This window comes from Roseburia sp. CLA-AA-H209 (assembly GCF_020687575.1).
In the GTDB taxonomy this organism is placed as follows: domain Bacteria; phylum Bacillota; class Clostridia; order Lachnospirales; family Lachnospiraceae; genus Roseburia_C; species Roseburia_C amylophila.
Genome location: NZ_JAJEQU010000050.1, coordinates 1 through 1559, shown reverse-complemented (window position 1 = coordinate 1559; position 1559 = coordinate 1). Strand labels below are relative to the sequence as shown.

Genomic DNA, 1559 nt, shown 5'->3' with positions numbered 1-1559 from the left:
AAGAAAGGAAACGGGTGATTATACCTTATCCGTAACTGGTACTGATGTAAAAAGTATGACACAAAGCCTTGTAGCAGGATCTGTGAGTATTTCTGTACCTGATAGATCAAGTTTTGATATTAAGGCATAAGAAGGTTCGGTAAAAGGAAAATATCAAATCGGTACTTTGGTTGGAACTGCGATTTTGGCTAAAAGATTGTGAATTGCCAATATAATCAATAGTTTCTTCTATGAAAAGATAAGATGACAGGGTGGAAGGCTATGGAGAGCTGACCGCCCTGTTTTTATCCAGAAAAATGCAGAAATAATCAAGAGAAAATCAAAATCTTTCTGCTATTCTGTTTCATGGGTTTTATATGTACGAAGATAGGCTTCTACAAGTGCAAGAATGGTGGTTATCTGATCGCTTGTACATTCTGAAGGATAAACCAACAGTCTTTGGTAATCCAGATTATCAAATGAATAGCAGTTCTGTACAGAAACAATTAAAAGCAGCAGGGATCGACACAAACAGTAAAAAGTATAAAGCAGTACTGAGTGAGATGATGAAAAATGGAAACGGTGCAATGTTTACAAATGTTCAGGCAATTAAGAACCTGATGAGCCAGTATGACAAAAATGGAGACTGGATTGATCCGAATACCGGATTAACAGGACTTGCTGTAACGGATGAGAACAGAAACAGTTATAAACATATCATTTGAGGCGGTTTTTAATGCGAAAGCCTAATGAAAGAATGGAGGTATTATAAAATGTCTAGTGTGAACAATTATATGAATGGCATCTATGACAATAACATATCCTGTAGGAGTTGCATGTTCTGCGATTATGTATTTTATAATAAAGCAAAATGGTAATTTTTTGAAAAAAGTTTCGGATTAGATGTAGTGTTTGCCGCTGAAACCGTAGTATATGAGTGAAGCCGGTAAGGAGGCGGTGTGATGATAGACGATGAAAAAATCATAGAAATGTTTTTTGAGCGTTCGGAACAGGGCATACGGGAACTGGACATAAAATATGGAAAAGCCTGTCACAATCTTTCCTACCATATAGTAGGGAGCAGACAGGACGCGGAGGAATGTGTAAACGACGCTTATTTAGGTGCATGGAACGCCATTCCCCCAGCACGACCTAACCCATTGTTGTCGTATCTTTTGAAAATCGTTCGGAATATTTCGCTCAAAATCTATTGGAGAAAGGAAGCAGCCAAACGAAGCAGTCATTACACGATTGCTTTGGAGGAAATTGAAGCCTGTATTGCAGACCAGAAAAACATTGAAGAAGAAATCGAGGTCAGAGAGTTAGCCTGTATCATTGAGTCTTTTTTAGACACGCTGACTATCGAAAACCGCGTTATCTTTATGCGCCGCTATTGGTTTTCCGACAGCTACAAGGACATAGCCGAGTTTGTAGGGCTTTCAGAAAAAAATATTTCTGTCCGGCTGACCCGTATCCGCGAGAAAATGAAGCAATACTTGATTGGATAGTGTCAAGTAAGCTATGAAAAACGAGCCGAAGAAAAATAGGCTCAAATGAACCTTGAAAATTGCAGATATTTA

1 protein-coding gene and 1 pseudogene are annotated in these 1559 nt (G+C 38.4%); both read left to right on the top strand.

Annotation, left to right across the window (positions count from 1 at the left end; translation table 11 throughout):
• Positions 1-407: 407 nt before the first annotated feature.
• Positions 408-701 (top strand): annotated as a pseudogene (locus LKD41_RS15520) (DUF3879 family protein); the annotation flags it as partial.
• Positions 702-941: 240 nt separating this feature from the next.
• Positions 942-1487: an RNA polymerase sigma factor gene (locus LKD41_RS15515; protein ID WP_227573523.1), complete on the top strand. Its 546-nt coding sequence runs from the start codon at positions 942-944 to the stop codon at positions 1485-1487.
• Positions 1488-1559: the final 72 nt, after the last annotated feature.

What these genes read in the sequence shown, in the direction of transcription:
- LKD41_RS15515 (WP_227573523.1), top strand. Translation starts at nt 942, where the DNA reads ATGATAGACGATGAAAAAATCATAGAAATGTTTTTTGAGCGTTCGGAA.